Below are 18,986 nucleotides of genomic sequence, written 5' to 3'. Positions count from 1 at the left end.
CTCTACTATAGTATCTTTAAATTCTTTGGTGTAATGTTTTTGACCTCTTCCCATTGTAGACACTTCCTTTCACTTCTTATTTTAAATCGTTCGAACTTCTGTGTCTACAAAACTATACTAACACTAGTTTTGTGTGGCTTAATGTGAAGCTATACATAAATATCTTTTAGAATTGTAAAGGAGAGGTAAAAATAATGGATCAGAATTCACCTATGTATCATTTTTTAAAGGCAAGAAGGCCAGATGAATTTTCTGATTCAACTATAAAAAAGAAGGGGAAACTATCAAGAGAGTTTCTTGAATATTATTTAAATTCTCTTACTAGTAGAAGTCAGGAAAAAGAGTTTGAAATATTCTGCAGGAGATTAGCTGAAAAAGAAATATGCCCTAATTTATTACCGCAAACAGGTCCAACCGGGGGTGGTGATAGTAAAGTTGATTCAGAAACATATCCTGTGTCTGAAACAATTACTCTGAGTTGGTATAGTGGTATTGGAAAAGCAGCAGCTAATGAACGATGGGCTTTTGCTATAAGTGCGAAAAAAGATTGGAAACAAAAATGCATATCTGATATTGATAAAATTATAGCTACAGGACGAGACTATAAAGAAATATTTTTTATAACAAATCAATATGTACCTGATAAAAATCGGGCTGCATTAGAAGATGACCTAACTAGTCAATATAATATTGGAATTCATATTTTAGATAAAACATGGATTTTAGAAAAGGTTTTTACCAATCATTATGAAGATATTGTGATCGATACATTACATTTATCAAACGACCTTAAGGAAGAAAAGGATTTAGGGCCATTAGATTATAGACGAAGAAAAGAATTAGATAAGGCTGAAAAGGAAATCTCGGATTATATTTCTTCTGGAAATTTCAACCTTCATTTAGTAGAGAGAGCATCTGATGCTGCTATTTTAAGTAAGGAAATGGAACTTCCTTTTTATGAAACCAAGGGGAAATTTGAACGTGCTATCAATCTTGCCAAAGCCTATGGTACTTCGGTTCAGATAAAAGAGATTTGCTATCAGTGGGCTTGGGCGACTTATTGGTGGTACAATAACCAACCAGAATTCATAAAAGCTTATTCAGATTACGAATCCTTAGTTCTTGGTAGCAATAATTTCTTTGATATTGAACGGTTAACTAATTTATGGATGAACCTCTTTGCGCTTTATAAAGGAGATTTAAATAACTCGGCACTAAAATCAAAAACCGATACATTACTTAGAGAATATGATAGACTTGTGTCAGATACCTCTCGTCGAAATACATCTTTAGAGGCCAGAGCTAACTTAATTTTTGTTCGATTATTTTTAGAAAAAAATAGCGGTAAATTATTTCAAGAGCTAGGAACGATAATTGAAGAGGCAAAGCATTCACTAGATTTTAGTTTTACAACAATAGAAAAAATGATATCCGGCTTATCAGATTTCTTTTTGGAAAACTCGGAATACGATACGTTGTATGAAAGTCTCATTAAAATATCTGAAAGTCGTTCCAAAGAAATTAATGGTGCTAAGTTGCTTATAGTTAGAGGAAAATCTTTTTATTCAGCAAAACCTTATACAGCGATAAGATACTTAGGAAGATCTTTAATGCGATTATATAAATCTGAAAGCAAGAAATTATTGATAGAAGCTCTATTTTACTTGGGAGTGTCATTCTCTAAAATAGGTCTTTATTGGGCTGCCTATGGATATTTTGCAAACACATTGTTTATTGCTTTTATTGACTACATGAAATTTGGAAATGTATCTCCGTTTTTAATTGGTTGTGCCGATAATCTAAGGAGAATAGAGTTACAGAGTGGCTTGATTTCTAATAGTTTAGAATGGAACAACCTATATAATATTTCAAAAGCATTGGTCCAATCCGCTGGATTTAACATAACCGATCCTGAAATAGAGGAAACTGATCAATTATATGATGGGCTATTAGGTGTATTATTTTTAAACCTCGAACATAATGAACTTTATAAGCTCATTAAACTACCGGATAATTTAGACCGTCTAGGTTTAGCTATGTCTGCTTTAGCATTAAGATACGAATTAGGCTATGTAGATCAAGAGCTATCAAATATATACGGAGATGAAGAACAGTTAGAAGATTTTATAAGCAAATGGAGAGACCAACCAGCAAAAGATTATTTATCTTTTTCTGTCATTAGTGGCACAGAAGAAATTGTTAAGCTAAAATCTAAAATATTAGGTTGCTTAATTAAAATAGATTCTAGTTTAACTTTTCCTTGTGTTGAACTTTCCAAAAGTATTTTAGCTAGTATAGAAGCATTCATGGCAACAAGTATTTTGGATAGAATCATGGCCAGATACTCTGAAGTATATATCAAAGTAGAGTTTCAAGAGAAAATAAAATTTGAACCTTCTTTTACTGTAGAAGAAAAAGATGGTTTGTTGTATTATCATGTTTATTGTAATAATTATGAGCAAAGTGAATTTGTTTCATCTCAAACTCAGATTAAAGAATTTCTATTTAATTTTGTTTCTGAATTTGTAGCACGAGTATTTATATTTAGTGATATTGAACAACAGATGAAAAAGATGGTAACAGAAGATCATGTGTTCAATCGTGCATTAGAGTTTTCTAATTGTATTTTTGTTATAGATGATCTTATAGGAAGAGAATCAACTTCATTAATAAAATGGATTATCAGCGACTCGAAAGAATATATGCCTTTAGAAAGAAAAATGTCTTCTAAAAACATAAGCTCAGTAGACGATAGCAAAAGTAACGAAACAAAAGAAATTACTGTACATTATGGCGCTCCGGAGCAATTTGATCCTGAAGATATTAATTATAGTGACATAGTTATGGATGATTTGATTAACATACCTCTATGGGATCAAGCAAAATGGAAAGGTATGTTGTATTTGTTTGCTCCTGAACCTAATATTCCCCCAATATTAGCTCCGGTTTTTTCAGATAAAGCCTCTTGCATTGCAATTTTCAAAAAATGGATTTCAGACATTGGAAACTTGGATTCTGAAAATAAAATTAGGTGCTGTGTAATCAAAGGAGTGGATAAAGATAATCCAACATTTTATAAATTTGCATTTTCTCCTAACATAAATAAATCATATTCATCCAGAACTCAATGTCAATTTATTGCACCTAGTAGATTTCAATTAATGGAATCTAAAGATAATAGACCATTAAACTGTTTCTTAGATAAATTAAAAACAATGAATAATCGCTATTTTTTAGTTCCTGCAATTATGAAGTCGGAAACGGATGAACCTGAAATTTTATATGATTATGCAATAAGAAAAAGTCATCTTGAAATAAAAAATGCTTGGGAAATAGGCAAAGATAGTTGGTGGGCATTTGTGATATTACCTAATGATAAACCTATCATTCCACCTATGGTTTCAAAGGCTCCTGTTATGGAATTATTAGAAATAAAAAGAAATAAAAAGAAATGATAAAGTACGGTATATCGATCGATGTACAAAGAGGTGATAAAATGCAATACACATTTTCTACATACGAAGATTTTCTCAAGGAGTATGAGAAGTATCATATGCACAAATGTTCAAAATGTGGTAGTTTAAGAGAACTTTCAAATGAAAAAGTCGATGTAGTTATTGATAATAGGAAAATTCATTTTAATAATTTGCTAATACTCACCTGCACTAAGTGTGGTAGCGGGTGCTTGCCACTATATACAAAACAAATTATCAATAGATGTTATAAAATAATGGTTGACGAAGGAATTTATGAGAGTGAACAATATTATAAAGGTTATAGGAAAAAATTCGATTATTGTAAAGAACAAGATTTTATATACGATCATCGTGATTATTATAATATTCCGGGGCTTTGTTTTGACGACGAGCATTCTGTCGAGGGGTACCTAACTCCGGTCTATTTCACGAAAAAAGTTCTCCTGTATTTTATGCAAGATCCCGATTATACTGTGAAGTTGGGTGCTGAGACGTATGGTTATTTTAGTTTCAAAGATGAATGGGTAATTCCTTTTGGAATTAATAGAAACGGAAAAGTTGTATTTTGGCTTGGTGATTTAGATTACCTAGACGATCAGACTCTCAATATAATGAAACCACATAATATTGACTCAGATCATCAATTGATTGTTTCTGAATTTTATGCGGGTCAAATGTGCTGTATATGGAGTGAACCTAATAAGGAAATCCAGATATGTGAGCAGAAAAACAAGCTATTTAACGCTTTATTATCTCAGTATAATATTTCGCTTTTTCACCTAGAAGATGAGATTGAACAACAAAAAGCATCTTTTGTGAAGCCTGTGGTGTTTACAGAGAGAACAATCGAACCATCTATAAATATGCTCCATAAAGTTCTTATAGAGGGCGTGAATATATCAGAGTTTAGAAAACTCTATTTGAAAATAGTTGAACATCCAAACGAAAAATATTTAGAGTGGAAATCCATTAAATTTTACGAGGCACTTTTAGCACAAATTGTAGTAAAAGAGGATGATGTGCGGGAAATAATTGCGCCACTATACTTGTTAAATGATTTTCGCCAGTATTATGACCATCTGCTCCCATCAGCTAAGAAAAATGAAATTAAAGAAAACATAATAAAATCCTTAAGGATAGCGTCTTTTAACGATATTGAGAAATTATATGTTACACTTCTAAATAGGCTGGGGAGTTTATTTGAATACTTGATATTAGGTTATACACCTTAACATAGGTGTTAAAGATTGTATGCTTTGGTAAGGATAGGTGTAATAAAAAATATCTAACGCAATTCAAAAACAGTGTTTATGATAGATATACTAAGGTTGCAAATATCAAAATCGAATAAATGAGGGAGTATTAGTTAGTTTAAGCTAATTCTCTCTTTTTATAAAAATTATTAAAGAAGCCGTTTGTTTTATTATCTGATAGAGCAAGCGGCTTTTTTGCGTGAAAGGAGGAATTTCAAGTGTCAAGAGTAATCGCCTTGGCTAACCAGAAAGGCGGCACAGGGAAAACAACGACGGCGGTCAATCTTGGTATCGGTCTTGCTAAACAAGGTAATAAGGTACTGCTGGTGGATGCGGATGCACAGGGAAACCTAACGGATTCATTGGGCTATCAGGAGCCAGACAATCTGCCCATTTCGCTGGCTACCGTCCTGACCAAAATCATGATGGAGGAACCATATGAGCCTGATGAGGGTATCCTTCACCATGCGGAAGGCGTTGACCTGATGCCGGGCAACATTGAGCTGTCCGCCATTGAGGTATCACTGGTCAACACCATGAGCCGGGAAACGATACTGCGCACATATATCAACACGGTCAAAGACAAATATGATTATGTGCTGATCGACTGTATGCCGAGTTTAGGCATGATGACCATCAATGCCCTTGCCGCCGCAGACAGCGTGATTATTCCCGTCCAGGCTCATTATCTGCCCGCCAAAGGAATGACGCAGCTTTTACAGACCATTGCCCGTGTGAGAAGGCAAATCAATCCCAGGCTGACTATTGACGGCGTTTTGCTGACAATGGTGGATAACCGCACCAACTTTGCAAAGGATATTTCCTTTGTCCTGCGGCGGGACTACGGCGACAAGGTGCGGGTTTTTCAAACGGAAATCCCCCTGTCGATCCGGGCGGCTGAAACAAGCGCGCAGGGAAAAAGCATATATGCATTCGACCCGCACGGAATAGCCGCCAAAGCCTATCAAGCCTTTACAAAGGAGGTGCTGGAAATTGGCGAAAAGCAGCGCAAGAGACAGCATCAAACTCACCTCAGTAGATGAATTGTTTTCCACGGAGGAAAGCCGCGCTGATAGTCAGCGGGAAAAGGTGCTGGATATTCCTCTGTCGGAAATCAGCGATTTTCCCAATCATCCTTTTAAGGTAAAAGCGGATGAAGCCATGTTGGAAATGGCCGAAAGCGTAAAACAGTACGGCGTTTTAGTTCCCGGCTTAGTTCGCCCCAAACCGGACGGCGGCTATGAAATGATAGCCGGACATCGCCGTAAAAAAGCAAGTGAGCTTGCGGGCAAAGAAACTATGCCCTGCATTGTCCGTGAATTGGACGACGATGCCGCTATTGTCGCTATGGTTGACAGCAATCTGCAAAGGGAAAGCATTTTGCCGAGCGAAAAAGCCTTTGCATATAAGATGAAGCTGGAAGCCATGAAACGACAAGCAGGAAGGCCAAGCAAAGAAAATATGTCCCAAGTTGGGACACAAAAACGTTCAGACCAAATATTAGCTGAACAAAGCGGAGATAGCCGTAATCAAATCCAACGATATATCCGCTTAACCGAACTCATACCACCCATCCTTGAAATGGTGGACGAAAAGCGGATTGCTTTTAATCCTGCGGTAGAAATCTCCTATCTGGCCGAAAAGGAACAGCAAGACCTATATAACACCATGCAGTCCGAGGACTGCACCCCGTCTTTGGCACAGGCACAGCGGATGAAAAAGCTCAGTCAGGACGGCAGGCTGAATGTGGATGTCATCTTTTCCATTCTCACGGAAGAAAAACCCAACCAAAAAGAAAAATTCCATATTCAGCGTGAACGCATCGACCGCTTTTTTCCTAAGAACTTTACCGAGAAGCAAAAAGAAGATTTGATCGTACAATTGCTTGAAAGTTGGTACAGGAAGCGGCAAAAGGAACAGGAGCGATAAAACAGAATACAACCGCGCCGTATAGCAATTCGCTCTCATGAATGAGGGTATTTTTTGTGCCCTTTTTGAAAGGAGGTGCTTCCATGTACTTTACGGAAGGGCGGCTGCGCACATACGAGCGCATGATGCAGGAAAAACCGAAGCATGACAGTGAGCCTGTTAAACCAGTGAGAGAGGAGGATTGTGCGCAATGTCGCTACTTTGACAAGCATAGCGGAAAATGCAGCAAAGAAAAGTGTGTCATACCTGATGATTAACGAGGGATTTTACACCAAGGGGGTAGTCTGTCCTTTTGCTTGCAGGCATCGCACAGCGGCCTTGCGGTTTCCCCCTCCCCACACCCCTCCCCTGAAAATTTACCGGCCGAAAAAGAAATATTTCTGCCTTTCGGCAGGTAATACCGCAAAATTCATGTAGAAAGGAGCTCTTTATGAAACAGACAGCCCAAAAGAAACCAAAAGTCTTTCGTACCCTGATCCGGCGAATCCATATCAGCCGCAAAACAGCAAGGGATGAAAGCAATGGGCCTGCTGCAGGGAGAAAGAACGAAAAGCAGGAAACCCACCCGCCTTTCTTTTTCGGCCCGTAATAGCGCTCTCTGTGAAAACACAGGGAGCTTTTTTAATTCATCACAACGGAAGGAGGCATAGAACAGTTTGAAGATATTGAAAAACCGGATATTTCTAAGCGCCCTCTGCATCATTGCTGCAGCAGTTGTTTCCTTTGTGCTTCTGCCAGGGTTTTACGAGAATAAGGACGCAACCGTCATGGTGCTGCGGGCATCAGAAGACATTCCGGCAGGAGCCAGAATAGAAGATAAACAGCTTGCCGAGGTGGAAGTTGGAAAGCTGGGTCTGCCGGAAGGTGTCATCAACGACAGGACCCAAATTGTCGGGAAAATTGCACAGACCGACGTTTACAAGGGGGATTATTTCTTTCCCAAAAAGCTCGGAAATTTTGTTGCAGATGAAATTTTAGACCGTATCGCCAGGAATAATCAGCGCCTTGTCACCGTGAGCGTTTTAAGCATTGCAGCGGGACTTTCCTCCCATCTGCAAAGCGGCGACATTGTGACGGTGGCCGTGTTTATGCAGAAGGCATCCAACGGCCAGGATGCTTCCCCGCAGGTTATTATTTATCCCGAATTGAAGGAGCTGGAGGTTTACAGCGTGGAAAATGCCCGCACACAGAGCACTGCGGAAATGAGGAAACAGCAAAAGGAAAGTCAATCTTCCTCCAATGACCCCGTCCCCAGGGCTGTGACCTTAATCGTTACCGAAGCACAGGCAACAAAGCTCATCGAAGCCGAATACACGGGCAAGCTGCACCTGATTTTTGAGAAAAGGGGTGTGAGCCGTGAGCGGTAAAATCATTGCTGTATGGGGCGGAAGCAATAGCGGGAAAACCACCTTTGCGGTGAATCTGGCCTGCGCACTGTCCACGCGTGACCGCCTAGTGGGCCTCATATCCTCCAACCTGACCCATGGGGACCTGCAAGTCTTTTTCGGCCAGAGCGTTCCTCCCCAAAAGGGCCTGTTTCAGGCTTTGAATGATGATAATCCCAACATCGGAGAAAAATTCACGGAATATGAGGACAGCAAAAATCTGTTTTTCCTGTCCGTACCCACCCACTATACCGGGCTTCTCTGCGATGCCGTGACCCTCCGGGAAGCGGAACGGATGATGGATGCCGCAGCGTTGGTTTTTGACATTCTCATCGTGGATGGAGCCGCAGAGGTGACTAATCCGGTATCCGGCGTCGGCCTCTGGCTGGCCGACAGGATATATACCCTGCATAAGCCGTCCATAGCGGCGAAAATGTGGCATGAAGGCGTTGCCGATTTTGTGCGGGAGCTGCATATTGCGGAGAAGCAGATTCATATCCTGCAGCTTCCCAACGGCGAGTTTGATGACAAGACCTATCGGAGCATGACGGGACTTCCCTTTGCCTATGAGCTGCCCTATATAAAACGGGCGGACGAGCTGGAAAACGCCGGGACACCCATCTATTTCTTTCGGGACAGAACCTGCAGGCGTTACGGCAAGATATTGGAGCAAATAGCAAACGGGATCTGCGGAGGTGAAGCATCGTGAACAATAGGTTTTCTGTTAATGAGCTGATTTACCGGGCCAACAAGCGGCGCTCCGACAGCGGAGAAAGCAATCCGGAAGCTCAGGACTACGGCGAAATTCTGGATAAGCTGCAACGGATTATTGCCAAAAACAACTCCGCGGAACTGGCACAGGTGCTGTATTCGGAGGAAGCCGAGGGCAAGCTCAAGGACCTGATCATGCGCTACCTGAACAGTGAACGGATGGTGGCAAAGGGCATCCAAAACATCTCCGAGCTGGTGGATATGATTTACGACGATATGGCCGGCTTAGGACTTTTATCCCCCTACCTTCAGGACAGTGACGTGGAGGAAATCAACATCAACGGCTATAACGGCATCTGGGTGCTGTACAAGGACAAAAAGGTGAGGCTGTCAAATACCTTCGGCAGCCCGGAGGCTTGCGCCAACATCGCAAAGAAAATGAGCCGCTTTGGGAATGTCATCCTGGACGGCTCCAAGCCCATCGGAGACAGCTTTATTGCGCGGGGCATCCGCATGTCGGGAGCCATTGAACCCTGTGTTGACCCTGATACCGGGGCCATCGCTTCGGTCAGAAAGCAAAAGCCGTCTTACATCACACGGGAAAACCTCATCGGATGGAACACGGCCACGGCGGAGGAACTGGACTTTCTCACTCTTTGCGTCAACAACGGCGTATCGGTGGCCATTGCCGGAGCCACCGGCAGCGGGAAAACCTCCGACATGGGATACATTTTAAGCTGCGTATCCCGGGACAAGCGTATCGTCACCATTGAGGACACCCGCGAATTGTCACTGGCACAGTTCGACGAAAACGGCGTAATGGTCAACGACGTGATTCACCTTCTCACAAAAGAAGAACCCAACCCCGTCACCATGCTGGATTTGTTGAAGCTCTCCCTGCGGCTTCATCCCACCGTCCTTGTTCCCGCCGAAATGCGCGGCAAGGAAGCGCTGACGGTGCAGGAGGCCGGACGGACCGGGCATACCATCGTCAGCACGTTGCACGCCAACAGCGCCAGGTCCGCTTATGACAGAATCCTGACCATGTGCCTGGAAGCAGGGACTTCCCTGTCGGAGGAAAGGCTCCTGAAAAACATCGTGGAAGCCTTTCCCATCATGCTTTTCAAAATGCAGCTTCCCGACAAGTCCCGCAAGTACATGGAAATCTTTGAAGCCACCGGGGTAAAGGACGGTGAAGTCGCAGGCAATACCCTTTTCAAATATGAAGTTGACCATTATGAAAGGGATGAAGCCGGAAGGATTGCAAAGGTCGTGGGAAGCCACAGGCGTGTGGGAAACATCTCCCCCGCCCTTGCCGAGCGGCTGCTGGTCAATGGCGTTGAACTGACAGAAATCCGCCGTTTTGCGGGCAGCGGATACAGGCCGGAAGGAGGTTAGAAATGAGCATTCAAATATCTCTTATCGTTGTGTTTATGCTCATCAGCCTTGCCCTGTTCCTCTTGTTGGGACTGAACCCTTTTGCAGCGGAGCAAAACCCGCTGAAAAAGCGCCGCCTGTACCTGACGGGGACAAAGCTGAAAATTACCGAGCGGATCGCCATCCGGTTTCAAACCCTGTTCCGACAGACCGGATGCACGCAGAAAAAATACCTTGCTATGACGGGTGCGGCAGCGGCAGGCGGATTTCTGGCAGGGCTTATGCTGTTTAACAGTGCCGAGCTGGCGGCAGTCGTGTCGGTATGCCTGACCCCCGCCCCATTCTTCTACCTGATCGTAAAAAGCGCCACAGCCGCGCGGGAGGAAATCGAGGGGCTGGAAAACACCATGTCCATCATCACCAATGCCTATGCAGGATGTGACGACATCATCAAAGCCGTGGAAACCTATGTGGAAGAAAAAAACCGGTACATTCCGGCTCACCTGAGAACCCCGACTCCTTTTGACGAATTTGTATCGGAAATCAGGCTCATCAACCCCAATGTGGAGCACGGACTGTACCGCCTGTCGGCAAAGATAAAAAACCGGTATTTTGCCGAGTGGGTGAAAATGCTCATCCTATGCTGCCACGACCGGCGGCTGAAATTTGCCTTGTTTCCGATTATCAAAGCCATGAACGATGCGAAGTCCATGCAGATTGAAAGCGACGGCATGATGATCCGGGTCTGGCGGGATTACCTGCTGACGGCGGGGCTGATGTTTTCCGTCATCCCCATGATGCGCTTTTCCAACGCCGAATGGTTTTCCATCCTGACACAAACCACCATCGGGAAGCTCTTGATCGTCATCATGCTGCTGACCGCCCTTGCGACGGCGTTTTATGTGATGAAGATTACCAAACCCGTTAACAGATAGGAGGTTCCAATTTGTTTTATCAGATCATTGTCTTTGTCCTGCTGACTGCGGCAGGATTTTTAATTTGCAGGCAACTGCTTAAAATCCCTAAGCTGAGCATGAAGAAAAACATCAAAAACCTGCAAATGGAAAAGGAGAAAACGGGCAAACGGCTCCTAAACCGCTTTGTCATGCCCCTTATCAAGCCGGTATCCCGCTGGATCAGGCTTGACCCGGCAAAGGAAGCGAAGATGGCGTCCATGATAAGGCGCGGCGGGCTTGACCTCACACCCAGGCAATATCAAGCCAGGGCGCTCATCTGCGCCGCCTTCACCCTGCTGCTCTTGGTTCCGCTTTTGGCAATCGGGGCAACAAATATCGCACCCGTCATTCTCATTTTTTCCATTGTGGTCTATTTCCATTTTACGACCGACTTCAAAGATAAATTAAAAATGAAAAAGGCCCTCATCGAAGCGGAGCTTCCAGGCTTTGTCCGTTCCATCCTGTATAAGCTGGACGATATCCGGGAAGGCAGCCAAAAAACCGTCGTGCAGGTGGATTTGATCCAAATATTTGAGGATTACCTGATGGTTGCAAGCGATGTGTTCCGCTATGATGTCGCGGTTTTGGTCATGGAGATGAAGGCCAAGGATATTGAAACCGCCCTTCGGAATTTCAATGAACGCATCGGCCTTACGGAGGTGTCCTTTTTAGTCAATGCCCTTATCGGATTATATCGAGGCGAGCATCAGGGCGAAGCTCTGGCGTATCTTGCCCGGGATATGGACATCAAGGCAAAGGAAGTCTTGAAGAAAAAACTCAATAGGCTGCCACGCAGGGTTAAAATCGCATCCATCCCTTTGGTGGCCGTAACCCTGGCCACACTGCTCTACGTCATCGGCTCCCATCTGGTACGGTCCATGGGGGGCCTTTTTTAATGCCAAAAGGCGATAAGTATCGAATTACTGCGTTGCACTGCGGTCGGAAAGTCCTCACATACAGGAAGTATGCTCCGGGCTTTCCGCCTTGTGCGCCTTGTACTTCTCGCTTCTGGCCTTTTGGCCGGCAATTAACGTGAAAACGGGGCAACCCTTTTCAAATACATTTTTCAGGAGGTATTAACATGCAAAACAGAACAACCGCAATCCAAATCACCGGGGAAAGGAGGGAAAATTCCATGAAGAAAAGAATCGCAAATGTTCTTTCAAGCGCCAGGGGGCTTCTTAACAGCAAGTCCGGCGATCAGATGACCGGCTGGCTCATTGTCGTGCTGGTTGTCGTAGTAGTGGGCGCCGTGTTCATGACACTGTACCAGGGTTCCATCACCAGCATCTGGAACAGCATTGTCACCAAAATTACCAGCCTGTTGAGCTAACAATACTTGCAGCCAAAAAGGCTACGGCAGCAAGGGGGAGAATCGTTCTCCCCATTTTCCTTTGAACCAAAATCTAAAAATGATATGGAGGTATTTGCTATGATGACTGCTTTAAAAAACAAAATGCGAATGATGGGCTTAAAAGCGAGGAATGTATTGACAAACCAGTCCGGCGACCAGATGACCGGCTGGCTTATCGTCGTCCTGATCGTTGTAGTTGTGGGTGCAGTATTTATGACGCTGTATCAGGATTCAATCACCACTATCTGGAACAACATTGTCACAAAGATCACCAGTTTGCTAAGCTGATGGCAGCCGTGCCGGATATATCCACTCACACGGGAGGTGCAAGCAGATGAACAGAAAGCACCGGGGCATATGGGGGAGAAATTCTCCCCCACTGCCTTTCAAAAAGCTGCTTTTTAATCGGAGGGGCAGCGCCTATTACGAATTGATTATCAAGACGCTGGTGGTGATTACGCTCATGGCCACGGTGATGTCCTTTTTGAGCATCTTCACCGCCTATTTGAATTTGAACCATATGTGCCGACGTGTTGTCCGGGTGGTTGAACTGGAAGGACAGGTATCGGATAAGGCATACGACGTTTTTTACCGGCTGAAGGAGCAGACCGGCCTGTCGCCGGAAATGACCATTGAGAATGTCCAATACTGCGACGGAAGCCAAAAAATCCAACTGCGGGATACCTTTACGGTGACGATGACAGACAGCTATGCCTTTACCCTTTTCAAGCCGTCCTTTGCGCCGCCTATCCAAATCAACATCCCCATGAAGGTGAGCATCACCGGCATGTCTGAAAAATACTGGAAGCTGCCGGAATGAAGATGCCGGAAGGGAGAGAAAACCTGTGGGCCATTTCAGACGCATTATGAACAACCGTAAGGGCGGCGCTTTTGTGTTTATCCTCATCCTCGTCTTTTTCATTCTCACCCTTACCGCCATCCTGATCGAGTATTTCCGCATGGAAAGCCTTTACCAGCATGTGGAATACGTCCTCCAGCGCGGGGTAAACGACTCTGTGGAATACGCCATGCTGGATGAATACCGCAGGGACGGCTATTCACGGATGGACAGCGCCCTTGCGGAGGAAACACTGTACGAATATTTGCATGAAAGCATGGGGCTGGATTCCGATCTGAACAAATATGCTGACGGACAATGGGTTTATAAGCTTGAAATTGAAAGCCTGAACACCACCGGCGACCCGCCCCAGCTGACGCTGAAAGGAACACTGAAAACCCGCAGTATTTTCAGCTTCCTGACCGGCGAGGTGCGGCTTCCCTTTACCATATCCAGCGTCAACAACAGAATCGAGGAAGGAGGTTCCGAATGATAAAAAAATTCATCTTTTTCATGCAGGTTGTGGTTGTTTGCTGTCTGCTCTTTTCCGCCAAAGCATTTGCCGCATCGGACAGCGACATTGAAATCAATGTCACCTCTCCCATCGACAGCCTGCAAACCGAAAGCGGTGTGGTAGCCGTAGAGCATTTTCCGGCAGAGATCCCTATCCGTGTCACGGCTAAAACCGGGGCGCTCACAGATATTCAACTGGAGTATGGCGGCCAAAGCCAAGCGATAACTCCGGACTATACGCTGACGATTGAAAATAAGGAGGCTTGCGGTCCTTATACCATTACGGCGAAAACCGACCAGGGCGCTGTCCTCACCATCACGGCCAATGTGGTATTTCAGGTAAAGGCCACCTATGACACTCGATACCGCAGCATTGGGATGAATGTGAAAGAAATCTATGAGGGTGAAACACTGCTGAAATCCTTTCAGGAGCCGCAGCGCATCGACCTTGTGAACGCCAACACCATTGCCGGCCATGAACAGGAACGGATTGCCGGTTGGATCGGCAAGCACGACGGAGGTACTTACACTCTAAAGGGCAGTCTTGTGGTGGAAATTTACGGTTTTTCTTCCGGCAGGCTCTATGGAACCTATGATACGAATATGGATTTTGAACCATTGACTACCAGCTATGGCTGGACGGAGAAAGCCCTAATTGCCTTTGAAACCATGCGGAACACGGAAATAACCTACCAGGCCCCTGTCAAGATTGATGTGGACGCTACCTGGTGTGATGAAAGCAAACAGGAGGTTTATGGGAAGCTCACGGCCCAGGACAAGGGAGTGCCGGAGCTGCTCTATCCTTATCAGACCATCTCTGTTACCTTTCACAAGAATGATATTAAATTGTCCCGCAACTTCATATATAAAGGACTTGAATGGGACTACACGCCGGAGAGCGCTGAATATACTGATGGAGAAAGTAAAACCCAAACCAGCATCACGCAAAAAATAAATTATACAATACCGATAACAGACTTCTATTTCAAGTTCAAGGCATGCGACGGGAACGACCTGTCGGTCGCCATCCGTGCCCCTGCCACGGTGTACCGGGGGGACAGCTATTCCTTTACCGTAGTTTTTATGAACAGCGGAAAAAGTCCGGCTTATGATGTACCCCTCAAAGGCACGGTGGATGCTGTTTTGATCAAAGAAATCCCTGTCATGCAGGATTTTTCACCCAATGAGAGCAAGACCTATACCATAAAGCGCACAGCCGATACCAAAGCCGACGTGATACACCTGTGGGCAAACATCGGTGTGCCGGAGGGCTTTATCGACGGCAATCCATCCAACAACACAGCCACGGCAGACATCAGGGTAATTGACAAACCTGTTCCGAAACCAACGAATCCACCTGAACCGAAGGACAATCCGGATAACCCTGTCCCTCCGGGAGATAAGCCGCCCGCATCTCCAAAGCTGTGCGACCTGTCGGCAAGCATTCTTGCGCCGCCCACCGTATATGAGCATGAGAGCTACCACTTTACTGTTAGCTTTACCAATCAGTTCAACATAGAACTGAAAAATGTGATATTGCGGGGAACAAACAACGATACCGCTTTGACGCAAATTCCGAAAACTTGCAGTTTCAAACCAAAGGAAACAAAATCATTCACCATCACAGGCACGGCGGGAAATGCGGGTGAGACATACAACCTGTGGGCCAATATTGCAGCACCGAACGACTTCCGGGATGATAACCTGGCCAACAACACCGCCGTTTCAAAAATTACGGTGGTGAAAAAGCCTTCCGGCAATCCTGACAATCCGCCTGATAACCCGCCCGATAACCCCGACAACCCACCGGACAATCCCGATAACCCAAGCAATCCGGAGGTGCCATCGGAAAAGCTGTGCGACGTATGGGCAAACCTGTCCTGCCCGCCCATGGTTTACGAGCAGGAGGAATACAGCTTTACCGTGTACTTTGCCAATTCCACGGACAAACCGCTGTTGGGAGTGAGGTTGAACGCTTCCATCGACGGCAAGGCAGTTTCCACAGTGCCATCGACGGCAGATTTTAAAGCCTATGAAACCAAGGCTTATGTAGTCAAAAGCACGGCGGGAGAAAAAGGCACAACCATTCACTTATCGGCGCAGGTATCGCCGCCTGCAGATTACAAGGATACCAACACAAATAACAACCAAGCAGCGGCGGAAATCATGGTGACAGAACGTCCCTATGACCTGGATGTGCAGCGGATAACGCCCGACCAATACAAGGAAAACCAGACGGTCATCAGCACCATCAAGGTATCCAATAAAGGGGACCTGGACTTTACGCCGGGACAAAAGGTTTCCGTCCTGTTTGAAATCCCTGAGCTTTCGGTCAAAAAGCGTGTGGATGCCGTGATCATGGAGCAAGACACCTGGAATGTCGTATCAGTCAAATGGAATACCCCCAATGTCCAGGCCGATAAAAACATCACCCTGGTCGCCACCATCAATCCCGACCAAACTTTGGACAATGAAACCACTGCTACCAACAACACCTATACCCAAAAAGCCGTCATCAAAAATGTAACCTATGACGAGCCGGAAGAAAGCAGGGCCATCCCTGCACCGCCGCAAAGAAGCGAGCAGCCCAGGGTGACATGGTGGGAGCAGCGTTATGAGAACGGCCGATTTGTATGGCGGCAGTTTTATGCGGAACTGAAAGTTACCGCCGTGCTGGACTATGATACAAAGGCAAAAGGCTATCTTAAATCCGGCTACGGCTTTTCCATCAGCGTCACTGCTACCGTGAACACCAACTATGACAGGCCGGAGCTGATCACCGCTGCACAGACGGCGGAGGTATATCTGCCGCAATACTGCTATGAAACAGCCATCCCGTTGATGTCCGACAGTACGAATCATTTTACTTTCCGGGAGAATCCCAGCTCGCCGTTCCGGTATAAAAAGCAATATGTTCCAGTGTGGTTCCCCGACAACAGGGACTATATCGTACAACTCCTTGTTACCGACGTGCATACTCCCGGAGGCACCCTGTCCAAATGGATCACCGGAGGAGAACTAAAAATATTTGTGGTTGACAGCATGTATTCCGATGATGTTACCACGGGGAACTGAATATGGCTATGTTGCTTTGCGCCATCCCCATCCTTTGGGCGGCGGTAACAGACTTTAGAAAGCGGATCATCCCCGATTGGACATGGATTGCAATCCTTCTAATCGGCGGTGTATCCGCTTTCATGCTGCCATATCCTACCCTGCTTGAGCGGATTGCGGGATTCTTGCTGCCGGGATTGTGCCTGTTCCTTCTTGCCATGAAATACGGTGGTGTCGGAGGCGGCGACATCAAGCTGACAGCGGCAATGGGCTTTTGTTTCGGCTTATACGGATTTGCGGCCATCCTCTTTTTTGCGCTTGTTCCCGCCTGCATCTATGCAAAAGTGACAAAGCAAAAGAGTGTCCCACTGGCCGTGTTTTTGGGCATCGGTTTTTTCACGTATGCCGGTGTTCTTTTTATATATGGACTGATTTGCTGCTGATTAAGTAGCAGGAGGTGATTTCGTGGAATTAAAAACGATACTGGCCATCGTTCTTTGCCTGGTGATTGTCGGCGGCGCGGTGTATCTGCACATCAAGCGAAAAAAGAAGTGAAAGCAGGACGGCAAGAGGGGCGGCAACACCGTCCCTTTTTGCCTGCCATATAGATTGGAGTGAGAATGAAAATGAGCCGGAGCGTTAGGAGGTTTTAAAACATGGATCAGGAAATCAATGCCGGTTATGTCATTACCGACCGGTTAACCATAGAAAATACGGAATTTGTCATCGGGCAGAACGAAAATGCTCCCGCCAAATTTGTGACCTGGAAATGCAAAAAGGGTGAAAAGGATTACTACTGGGGACATTACTGCAATGACCGTATGACCGCCCTTGAAGATTTGTGCAACCGTGCGCTGGATGAAATCCATTATTTGAGAAGTCTCCGGCAGGAAAAGGACACCAACGTAAAAATGGTGAGACAAGCCGAAAAGGAACGATAAGGAGGGATGAGATTTGGCGACGAAGCTGCAACTGATTACGGAGCTTTCGCAAAGGACGGCTCACAGCATCACAAGAAATCCTGTCAACTGGACTTCCTTCCTGAAAACGGCGGCCTGGAACTACAAATACCCGTTTCAGGACCAGCTTTTGATTTATGCGCAGCGCCCCGACGCGACGGCCTGCGCTCCCATTGAGATATGGAACCGGAAGTTCGGCAGATGGGTAAACAGGGGCGCGAAAGGCATCGCCCTCATCAACGACAGCGAAAGCCGGTTGAGCCTGCGCCATGTTTTCGACGTATCGGACACCAACAGCCGGTATAACCGTCCCCCTGTCCTTTGGTCTATGCAGGATAGATATGCGGAGGCCGTGACGGAAACGCTGGAAAATTCCTTCGGCGACCTCAAGAATAAGAGCGATATTCCCTCTGCGCTGGTTTCAGCCGCCTTCAATGCCGTGGAAGATAATTATGCGGATTATCTTTCCGACCTGATGTACTGCCGGGAGAACAGCTTTCTGGAGGAACTGGACGGCCTGAACGTGGAAGTCATCTTCAAGGATGCCCTTAGAAGCTCCGTAGCTTACATGCTCTTAGTCCGCTGCGGCTGTCCTGCCGACAAGCTTTTTACTTCTGAGGATTTTCAGGGCGTTGTGAATTTCAATACCATTGATACCATATCCAGGCTGGGAGCCGCCGCAAGCGATATTTCCGAAATGCTGCTGCGGGAAATCGAGGCAACAGTCAAAGACCTGCAAAAAACGGAAAGGAAACAAATCCGCACAGTTGCAAAAAATCAGGGTGCAGGGCACAATGAAAGCAGAAAGGATGAAAGGAATGGTGAAGATGGAACTGACCTACACAATGCAGGGCGATTATCTGATACCTGACCTGGCGCTGTCGGAGGAAGAAACGCACATCGGCAAATATGGAATGTTGCGCAAAACATATCTGAAAAACCACAGGAAAGGGATGTACGCCAGCCTGATGCTGTCGGGCAAGCTGACGGAGCACCTGGCGGAGATCGACCGGACGGCGAAGGAACGGATCGAGAGAATCACGGCGAAGCTCCTCACGAGCAGCCCCGCGCCGGACAAAGCGGCCGACCCGATGGGCTGGACGGGACACATGAACAACCTGCGGCACTTGGCGGAGGAAACGGTACTGGCGGAGCTGGTGTACAGCTAACCCTTTTCCCCA

21 protein-coding genes are annotated in these 18,986 nt (G+C 45.6%); all 21 read left to right on the top strand.

Going from position 1 to position 18,986, the window contains the following annotated elements:
* Positions 1-194 precede the first annotated feature (194 nt).
* Positions 195-3,455 (top strand): hypothetical protein, encoded by a 3,261-nt coding sequence (locus BUB48_RS14570; protein WP_073027060.1) that lies wholly within the window; start codon positions 195-197, stop codon positions 3,453-3,455.
* A 41-nt stretch (positions 3,456-3,496) separates the two neighbouring features.
* Complete coding sequence (locus tag BUB48_RS14565; protein ID WP_073027058.1) at positions 3,497-4,708, top strand: hypothetical protein; 1,212 nt, start codon at positions 3,497-3,499, stop codon at positions 4,706-4,708.
* Between the two features lie 239 nt (positions 4,709-4,947).
* Positions 4,948-5,772 (top strand): ParA family protein, encoded by an 825-nt coding sequence (locus tag BUB48_RS14560; protein ID WP_073027056.1) that lies wholly within the window; start codon positions 4,948-4,950, stop codon positions 5,770-5,772.
* Positions 5,723-6,658, top strand: coding sequence for a ParB/RepB/Spo0J family partition protein (locus BUB48_RS14555; RefSeq protein ID WP_073027053.1), 936 nt, complete (start codon positions 5,723-5,725; stop codon positions 6,656-6,658). Before BUB48_RS14560 ends, BUB48_RS14555 begins: the two co-directional genes overlap by 50 nt.
* A gap of 83 nt (positions 6,659-6,741) precedes the next feature.
* The gene (locus BUB48_RS18155; protein WP_175548433.1) at positions 6,742-6,915 is read left to right on the top strand and encodes a hypothetical protein; all 174 of its coding nucleotides are present in this window, start codon (positions 6,742-6,744) and stop codon (positions 6,913-6,915) included.
* Between the two features lie 173 nt (positions 6,916-7,088).
* Positions 7,089-7,247: a hypothetical protein gene (locus BUB48_RS18150; RefSeq protein WP_157064891.1), complete on the top strand. Its 159-nt coding sequence runs from the start codon at positions 7,089-7,091 to the stop codon at positions 7,245-7,247.
* A gap of 67 nt (positions 7,248-7,314) precedes the next feature.
* Positions 7,315-8,025, top strand: coding sequence for a Flp pilus assembly protein CpaB (gene cpaB, locus BUB48_RS14550; RefSeq protein ID WP_073027051.1), 711 nt, complete (start codon positions 7,315-7,317; stop codon positions 8,023-8,025).
* Positions 8,015-8,752, top strand: a complete 738-nt coding sequence (locus BUB48_RS14545; protein ID WP_073027050.1) for an AAA family ATPase — start codon at positions 8,015-8,017, stop codon at positions 8,750-8,752. The genes cpaB and BUB48_RS14545 overlap by 11 nt, the downstream gene beginning before the upstream one ends.
* Entirely contained in the window at positions 8,749-10,152 is a 1,404-nt protein-coding gene (locus BUB48_RS14540; protein ID WP_073027048.1) for an ATPase, T2SS/T4P/T4SS family, read from the top strand. The genes BUB48_RS14545 and BUB48_RS14540 overlap by 4 nt, the downstream gene beginning before the upstream one ends.
* A 2-nt stretch (positions 10,153-10,154) precedes the next feature.
* The gene (locus tag BUB48_RS14535) at positions 10,155-11,066 is read left to right on the top strand and encodes a hypothetical protein (protein WP_073027046.1); all 912 of its coding nucleotides are present in this window, start codon (positions 10,155-10,157) and stop codon (positions 11,064-11,066) included.
* Between the two features lie 11 nt (positions 11,067-11,077).
* On the top strand, positions 11,078-11,983 hold the full coding sequence (locus BUB48_RS14530; protein ID WP_242944236.1) for a hypothetical protein: 906 nt from the start codon (positions 11,078-11,080) through the stop codon (positions 11,981-11,983).
* A 185-nt stretch (positions 11,984-12,168) separates the two neighbouring features.
* A complete protein-coding gene (locus BUB48_RS14525) occupies positions 12,169-12,420 on the top strand; it encodes a hypothetical protein (RefSeq protein ID WP_242944235.1) in 252 nt (83 codons plus the stop codon).
* Between the two features lie 99 nt (positions 12,421-12,519).
* Positions 12,520-12,729 carry a hypothetical protein gene (locus BUB48_RS14520; protein ID WP_073027044.1) on the top strand — a complete coding sequence of 70 codons (210 nt, stop codon included), beginning with the start codon at positions 12,520-12,522 and terminating at the stop codon, positions 12,727-12,729.
* A gap of 46 nt (positions 12,730-12,775) precedes the next feature.
* Positions 12,776-13,261, top strand: a complete 486-nt coding sequence (locus BUB48_RS14515) for a DUF4320 family protein (RefSeq protein WP_073027042.1) — start codon at positions 12,776-12,778, stop codon at positions 13,259-13,261.
* A 25-nt stretch (positions 13,262-13,286) separates the two neighbouring features.
* On the top strand, positions 13,287-13,772 hold the full coding sequence (locus BUB48_RS14510) for a TadE/TadG family type IV pilus assembly protein (protein WP_242944234.1): 486 nt from the start codon (positions 13,287-13,289) through the stop codon (positions 13,770-13,772).
* Complete coding sequence (locus tag BUB48_RS14505; protein WP_073027040.1) at positions 13,769-16,867, top strand: hypothetical protein; 3,099 nt, start codon at positions 13,769-13,771, stop codon at positions 16,865-16,867. Before BUB48_RS14510 ends, BUB48_RS14505 begins: the two co-directional genes overlap by 4 nt.
* A gap of 2 nt (positions 16,868-16,869) precedes the next feature.
* Positions 16,870-17,289 (top strand): prepilin peptidase, encoded by a 420-nt coding sequence (locus tag BUB48_RS14500; protein ID WP_242944233.1) that lies wholly within the window; start codon positions 16,870-16,872, stop codon positions 17,287-17,289.
* Positions 17,290-17,311: 22 nt separating this feature from the next.
* Complete coding sequence (locus BUB48_RS17795; RefSeq protein ID WP_139250002.1) at positions 17,312-17,401, top strand: LPXTG cell wall anchor domain-containing protein; 90 nt, start codon at positions 17,312-17,314, stop codon at positions 17,399-17,401.
* A gap of 101 nt (positions 17,402-17,502) precedes the next feature.
* A complete protein-coding gene (locus BUB48_RS14495; protein ID WP_073027038.1) occupies positions 17,503-17,787 on the top strand; it encodes a hypothetical protein in 285 nt (94 codons plus the stop codon).
* 13 nt (positions 17,788-17,800) lie between these two features.
* Positions 17,801-18,676, top strand: a complete 876-nt coding sequence (locus BUB48_RS18635) for a hypothetical protein (protein WP_242944232.1) — start codon at positions 17,801-17,803, stop codon at positions 18,674-18,676.
* Positions 18,624-18,974, top strand: coding sequence for a TnpV protein (locus tag BUB48_RS18630; RefSeq protein WP_242944231.1), 351 nt, complete (start codon positions 18,624-18,626; stop codon positions 18,972-18,974). The genes BUB48_RS18635 and BUB48_RS18630 overlap by 53 nt, the downstream gene beginning before the upstream one ends.
* Positions 18,975-18,986: the final 12 nt, after the last annotated feature.

Origin of the sequence: Lutispora thermophila DSM 19022 (assembly GCF_900142105.1) — a bacterium.
GTDB lineage: Bacteria > Bacillota > Clostridia > Lutisporales > Lutisporaceae > Lutispora > Lutispora thermophila.
This window is presented reverse-complemented; position numbering and strand designations above follow the sequence as displayed.